We start from the raw sequence: 6,418 nt of genomic DNA, 5'->3' as shown, positions 1-6,418 counted from the left end.
GTTTCCCTCTCCACGACGGACGTTAGCACCCGCCGTGTGACTCCCGCATATTGCTTTCGGGTATTCGGAGTTTGGTTGGGTTTGGTAAGACGGTAAGTCCCCCTAGCCCATCCAGTGCTCTACCCCCCGAAGCATTCATGCGAGGCGATACCTAAATATCTTTCGCGGAGAACCAGCTATTTCCCAGTTTGATTGGCCTTTCACCCCTAACCACAAGTCATCGGAGTCTTTTTCAACAGACACCCGTTCGGTCCTCCAGTGAGTGTTACCTCACCTTCAACCTGCTCATGGCTAGATCACTAGGTTTCGGGTCTAATACAACGAACTTGACGCCCTATTCAGACTCGCTTTCGCTGCGCATACGCCTATCGGCTTAAGCTTGCTCGTTAAATTAAGTCGCTGGCCCATAATACAAAAGGTACGACGTCACCCAGAACGTATCTTGGGCTCCGTCTGTTTGTAGGTGTCCGGTTTCAGGTCTATTTCACTCCCCTCGTCGGGGTGCTTTTCACCTTTCCCTCACGGTACTGGTTCACTATCGGTCGCTGAGGAGTACTTAGGCTTGGAGGGTGGTCCCCCCGTGTTCAGACAGAATTTCACGTGTTCCGCCTTACTCAAGGATACATCATCGCATTACCCGTACGGGGCTATCACCCTCTAAGGCCCTGCTTTCCTGACAGGTTCCGGTTGTCTTTGATGTATCACTGGCCTGGTCCGCGTTCGCTCGCCACTACTAACGGAGTCTCGTTTGATGTCCTTTCCTCCGGGTACTTAGATGTTTCAGTTCCCCGGGTTCGCTTAAAACCTCCTATGTATTCAGAGATTTCATACCTTCACTTGATAACTGGAAATCCAAAACCTCGCGGCTTGGTCTCAAACATTGCTGTCCAAACCCCAAGATACGAGATCTTGGAGTTCCAGCTATCGAAGGTGGGTTTCCCCATTCGGAAATCCGTGGATCAAAGCTTCTTCGCAGCTCCCCACGGCTTATCGCAGCGTAGCACGTCCTTCATCGCCTCTCAGCGCCAAGGCATCCACCGAACACCCTTAAGGCACTTGATTGCTCTCATTATCAATGTCCACACACTCGGCAGAATGTAGTCCGTACAATTGCCTTGAGGTCGAAACCCCAAAACGCGCACCCTCGATGAATGCTATGCACGGCCGGACAATGATTAGAAAGACCAGCTTGCTTCGTAAGATCAACCCGATAGCGAGGCGGTCAAGCTTCGCTAAAAAGATCATTTACAACTCACTCATCTCACTCATCTTGCGATGGGTTACGATGCGCGAGCGCCGAAATGATCTGGAGATTATGAATTGAGCTCCGCAAATTGCTTTGCAGACCCAAAACTCGGATCAATCTCCTCTTTACGATGTCAGAAATCACGCACGCGTATCCCGTAGGACACGACATGCGAAGTGATGTTTCGCGGACGATTTGAAAGGCGCTTTGTTAGCAGGCCACTTTGTCGATCTTCAATTCCATCTGGTGGAGCCAGACGGGATCGAACCGACGACCTCATGCTTGCAAAGCACGCGCTCTCCCAGCTGAGCTATGGCCCCGTACCAGAAGACGAATGCTTACGTCGGTCATGAGACGTGATGCGCTCGATCAAAGTGGTGGGCCTGGGAAGACTTGAACTTCCGACCTCACGCTTATCAAGCGCGCGCTCTAACCAACTGAGCTACAAGCCCCTAACACGAGAGGCCGCAGTGGCGCGCAACCGGCTCATGCCAGATGCATCGCACAAGCGCTAAGCCCCTGGCGCGTGTTCGTCCGCGAAGAAAGAGAAACGTAGACGGCGAAATCCCGCCAATGCAGCTCAACAATCCTGACGATCGTTGGCCACTGATGTTTCTAAAACGGTTCGATAGAAGCAAGCTTCTGAAGAACCATCCTTAGAAAGGAGGTGATCCAGCCGCAGGTTCCCCTACGGCTACCTTGTTACGACTTCACCCCAGTCGCTGACCCTACCGTGGCCGGCTGCCTCCCTTGCGGGTTAGCGCACCGTCTTCAGGTAAAACCAACTCCCATGGTGTGACGGGCGGTGTGTACAAGGCCCGGGAACGTATTCACCGTGGCGTGCTGATCCACGATTACTAGCGATTCCAACTTCATGGGCTCGAGTTGCAGAGCCCAATCCGAACTGAGACGGCTTTTTGAGATTTGCGAAGGGTCGCCCCTTAGCATCCCATTGTCACCGCCATTGTAGCACGTGTGTAGCCCAGCCCGTAAGGGCCATGAGGACTTGACGTCATCCCCACCTTCCTCGCGGCTTATCACCGGCAGTCTCCTTAGAGTGCTCAACTAAATGGTAGCAACTAAGGACGGGGGTTGCGCTCGTTGCGGGACTTAACCCAACATCTCACGACACGAGCTGACGACAGCCATGCAGCACCTGTCTCCGGTCCAGCCGAACTGAAGAACTCCATCTCTGGAGTCCGCGACCGGGATGTCAAGGGCTGGTAAGGTTCTGCGCGTTGCGTCGAATTAAACCACATGCTCCACCGCTTGTGCGGGCCCCCGTCAATTCCTTTGAGTTTTAATCTTGCGACCGTACTCCCCAGGCGGAATGCTTAAAGCGTTAGCTGCGCCACTAGTGAGTAAACCCACTAACGGCTGGCATTCATCGTTTACGGCGTGGACTACCAGGGTATCTAATCCTGTTTGCTCCCCACGCTTTCGTGCCTCAGCGTCAGTATCGGGCCAGTGAGCCGCCTTCGCCACTGGTGTTCTTGCGAATATCTACGAATTTCACCTCTACACTCGCAGTTCCACTCACCTCTCCCGAACTCAAGATCTTCAGTATCAAAGGCAGTTCTGGAGTTGAGCTCCAGGATTTCACCCCTGACTTAAAGACCCGCCTACGCACCCTTTACGCCCAGTGATTCCGAGCAACGCTAGCCCCCTTCGTATTACCGCGGCTGCTGGCACGAAGTTAGCCGGGGCTTATTCTTGCGGTACCGTCATTATCTTCCCGCACAAAAGAGCTTTACAACCCTAGGGCCTTCATCACTCACGCGGCATGGCTGGATCAGGCTTGCGCCCATTGTCCAATATTCCCCACTGCTGCCTCCCGTAGGAGTTTGGGCCGTGTCTCAGTCCCAATGTGGCTGATCATCCTCTCAGACCAGCTACTGATCGTCGCCTTGGTGAGCCGTTACCTCACCAACTAGCTAATCAGACGCGGGCCAATCTTTCGGCGATAAATCTTTCCCCGTAAGGGCTTATCCGGTATTAGCACAAGTTTCCCTGTGTTGTTCCGAACCAAAAGGTATGTTCCCACGCGTTACTCACCCGTCTGCCGCTGACGTATTGCTACGCCCGCTCGACTTGCATGTGTTAAGCCTGCCGCCAGCGTTCGCTCTGAGCCAGGATCAAACTCTCAAGTTGGACTTGAAACTTCAAACCGGCTGATCACAACGTTTGACGAGGTCCCACCATTTTTTGCCGGCCGAAGCCGACAAGCTGCCTACGATTCACATCGTGGGCAACGATGGTGTAACCTATGTAAACGTGTACCGCCGAAGTCTTTCGTCCGGCCCCAACACTTCAATACTTGCGTATTCAAGTAATCGAGGCCCGCAAGGACTCCGCCGTCCACGTTTCTCTTTCTTCATCTTCACTTGTCAAACAGCCCGGGACCCGAAGGACCCATCTCCCATTGACTGGGAGCTTCCCACTACTGGGAGTTCCGGAAGCACCTTCACCGGACGGCAAATAACAACCGATTGGTATCGGCTGTTGATTCACTCATCATAATGAGGAGCTTCACGGGCGCGACAACTTGCCTTGGCCTCAGGGCCAAAGCAGCGCCGCGCTCAGTGGTCGGGTTATAGGCCCACCCGATCGGACCTGTCAACGCCCTTCGTCAACAAATTGTCGCACGATGTGGAAGAAATTTTGGAGCCCAAGAAGTCTATATATTTGGGGGCTTTGCGCCGTACTTGAGCCACAATCCTGCGACGTTCTGACTATAACGTATGCATTGAACCGCCGGATGCCAGTGGGGGCTGCCGGTGGTCACCTACCAGGGACTGGCGATCTTAATGAACCCGTCGCCTTTCCCCACGCGGCCGAGAAACATCGAGAGATCTGCACATCATTGACGTTCGAGGTTCCGGCCGGTCTTCTGGCCTTTGATTCCCGAATATCGATTCGTGCGGCGCGCGATGCACCGGGATCCTCCTTATAGAGGGACGGAAACCGGATCTGGATCGAGCGAAGGTCTAGTCGAATGTTGATGGAATTTGGGGGGACACAGGGTTGAATCAGAAGGCGTCACGCGGAAGCGGCTATGGACGCGAGACCGGGATCATTGATCTCGGTCACGAGCCGCCGCTTTCCGTCGATGGCACCGAGGCCGCGGTGATCGACCGCCGCCGTGTCTCCGTACAATGGTTTAGCGGCACTATCCTGACTGGTCTGTGCGGCGCAGCTCTCATCGGCGGCGCCGTTTTCGCGTCGCTCGACGGCGAAATGACCTTTGCCAAGGTGCCGGAGCGCGTCGAAGGCGCGTTGCGCGGCGCTTTCGGCGCCAACGATCGTTCCGCCAGCCTGCATAAGAGCGACCGCCTGCCGCCGCCAGGTGAATCGACAGCCGCCCGCAACGTCATGCGGGTCTCGACCGTCACCCGGGTCGGCAACCGCGACGTGATGCGGGTTCGGCCGTTCATCCGGATCTCCGGCAATTTGTCGATGACGACGAGCGACCTTTCCGCCAAAATCCCGCCATTCAACGCCCAGCGCATGCTGACCGATGTCGGCGCCCCCACCCCCGCCGCCGCCGACGATCCGAACAATCCCGATGCCGTAGAACCCGATGCCGAGGTCTCCTTCGTCACCAAGGACCTCGCAACGGTGCTTCCGAAGGCGAAACTCGCCGCCGTGGTCGCGCTCGACGAAGTCCTGATGCGGGTGCGGGACGCCGCCAACTGGCGCGGCAACACCGGCGGCGTACGCTATACGGCGCTGGCGAACGCCGCCGCCGATGCCAGCGGCGTCCAGTCCGACATGAAGCTGGCCTACGCCACCGAGGGCACCGTCTCCGACCCCTATGCCGGCTTTGAAACCCGCGTGGTGCCGGAAAACGTCACGCTGCTGCCGAAGACCAAGGACCAAATTACCGGCGGCAACCCTTCCAACGAGCGCATTCACGTCGTGAAGAAGGGCGATACGGTCACCTCTATCCTGCGCGATCAGGGCGCAACGCCGGACGAGGCCAAGGCGATCGCTGCAACGCTGGGCGCCCGCGGCCGCGACGGCGGCCTGAAGGAAGGCCAGAAGCTCCGTATCCTGATGGCGCCTGCCGCCCTCGGCCCCGGCGTGCGGCTGCAGCCCTATCGGGTGATCGTCGCCAACGAAACCACCATCGAGGCCGTTGCAGCGCTGTCCGACGTCGGCAAATACGTCGCCGTCGACGTGCAGAGCATGAATACGGTCGCCGAGGCTGCCGCCGGCAAAGACGACGACGACGATGAGGATGACGGCACCGGCGTCCGGCTCTACCAGAGCATTTACGAGACCGCGTTGCGCAACAAGGTGCCGGCCACCGTCATCGAGGACATGGTCAAGATCTATTCCTACGACGTCGACTTCCAGCGCAAGGTGCAGCCCGGCGATTCCTTCGACGTGTTCTTCGCCGGCGAAGACGACGGCGCGACCATCACCGAAAAGACCGAAGTGCTGTTCGCTTCGCTCACGGTCGGCGGCGAAACCAAGAAATATTACCGCTTCCAGACCCCCGACGACTCGGTCGTCGACTACTACGACGAGACCGGCAAGAGCGCGAAGAAGTTCCTGGTGCGCAAACCCGTCAACAACGCGATCATGCGTTCGGGATTCGGCGGACGCCGCCATCCGATCCTCGGCTACACCAAGATGCACACCGGCGTCGACTGGGCCACGCCTTACGGCACGCCGATCTTCGCTTCCGGCAACGGCGTCGTCGAGAAAGTCGGCTGGGAAGGCGGCTACGGCAAATACGTCAAGCTGAAGCACAACAATGGTTACGAGACCGCCTACGGCCACATGTCGGCGTTTGCCAAGGGCATGGAGCCCGGCAAGCGGGTGCGACAGGGCCAGGTGATCGGCTTTGTCGGATCAACGGGCATGTCGACCGGCGCGCACGTGCACTACGAAATCCTGGTCAACGGCCGCTTCGTCGATCCGATGCGCGTGAAGCTGCCGCGCGGCCGCTCGCTCGAAGGCCCGGTCATGGCGGGCTTCGAGAAGGAACGCGATCGCCTCGATATCCAGATGAACAATCGCGGCGCCGCGCGTGTCTCCGATGCCGCCGGCAGCACCGCTGCGCCATCGGTGCGGCAAGTCAGCCGCTGAGCGTTTAACTTCCCGGCTTTTCACCTCGTATGTTCGTTAGCGTGAAGTTGCACGCGTTACTGTTCCGCGACGCGG

Annotated in this window: 1 protein-coding gene, 2 tRNA genes and 2 rRNA genes (1 of these 5 running past the window's edge); 1 reads left to right on the top strand and 4 read right to left on the bottom strand. The window is 57.4% G+C overall.

Going from position 1 to position 6,418, the window contains the following annotated elements; all coding sequences use genetic code 11:
- The 4 genes from JQ611_RS19020 to JQ611_RS19005 all read right to left on the bottom strand — a co-directional run.
- A 23S ribosomal RNA gene (locus JQ611_RS19020) occupies positions 1-1,062 on the bottom strand (it extends 1,783 nt beyond the left edge of the window).
- 428 nt (positions 1,063-1,490) lie between these two features.
- A tRNA-Ala gene (locus JQ611_RS19015) sits at positions 1,491-1,566 on the bottom strand.
- A 55-nt stretch (positions 1,567-1,621) separates the two neighbouring features.
- Positions 1,622-1,698 (bottom strand) — tRNA-Ile (locus tag JQ611_RS19010).
- 208 nt (positions 1,699-1,906) lie between these two features.
- Positions 1,907-3,397: ribosomal RNA gene (locus tag JQ611_RS19005) — 16S ribosomal RNA — on the bottom strand.
- Together the 16S and 23S rRNA genes with 2 tRNA genes alongside form the textbook arrangement of a ribosomal RNA operon.
- An 873-nt stretch (positions 3,398-4,270) precedes the next feature.
- On the opposite strand from JQ611_RS19005, the gene JQ611_RS19000 reads away from it, so the two are divergent.
- Positions 4,271-6,343, top strand: a complete 2,073-nt coding sequence (locus JQ611_RS19000) for a M23 family metallopeptidase (RefSeq protein WP_212267125.1) — start codon at positions 4,271-4,273, stop codon at positions 6,341-6,343.
- Positions 6,344-6,418: the final 75 nt, after the last annotated feature.

This window comes from Bradyrhizobium sp. AUGA SZCCT0182 (assembly GCF_018130185.1).
In the GTDB taxonomy this organism is placed as follows: Bacteria; Pseudomonadota; Alphaproteobacteria; order Rhizobiales; family Xanthobacteraceae; genus Bradyrhizobium.
Note: the sequence above shows the minus strand (reverse complement) of the source record. Positions and strands in the feature narration are given on the sequence as shown.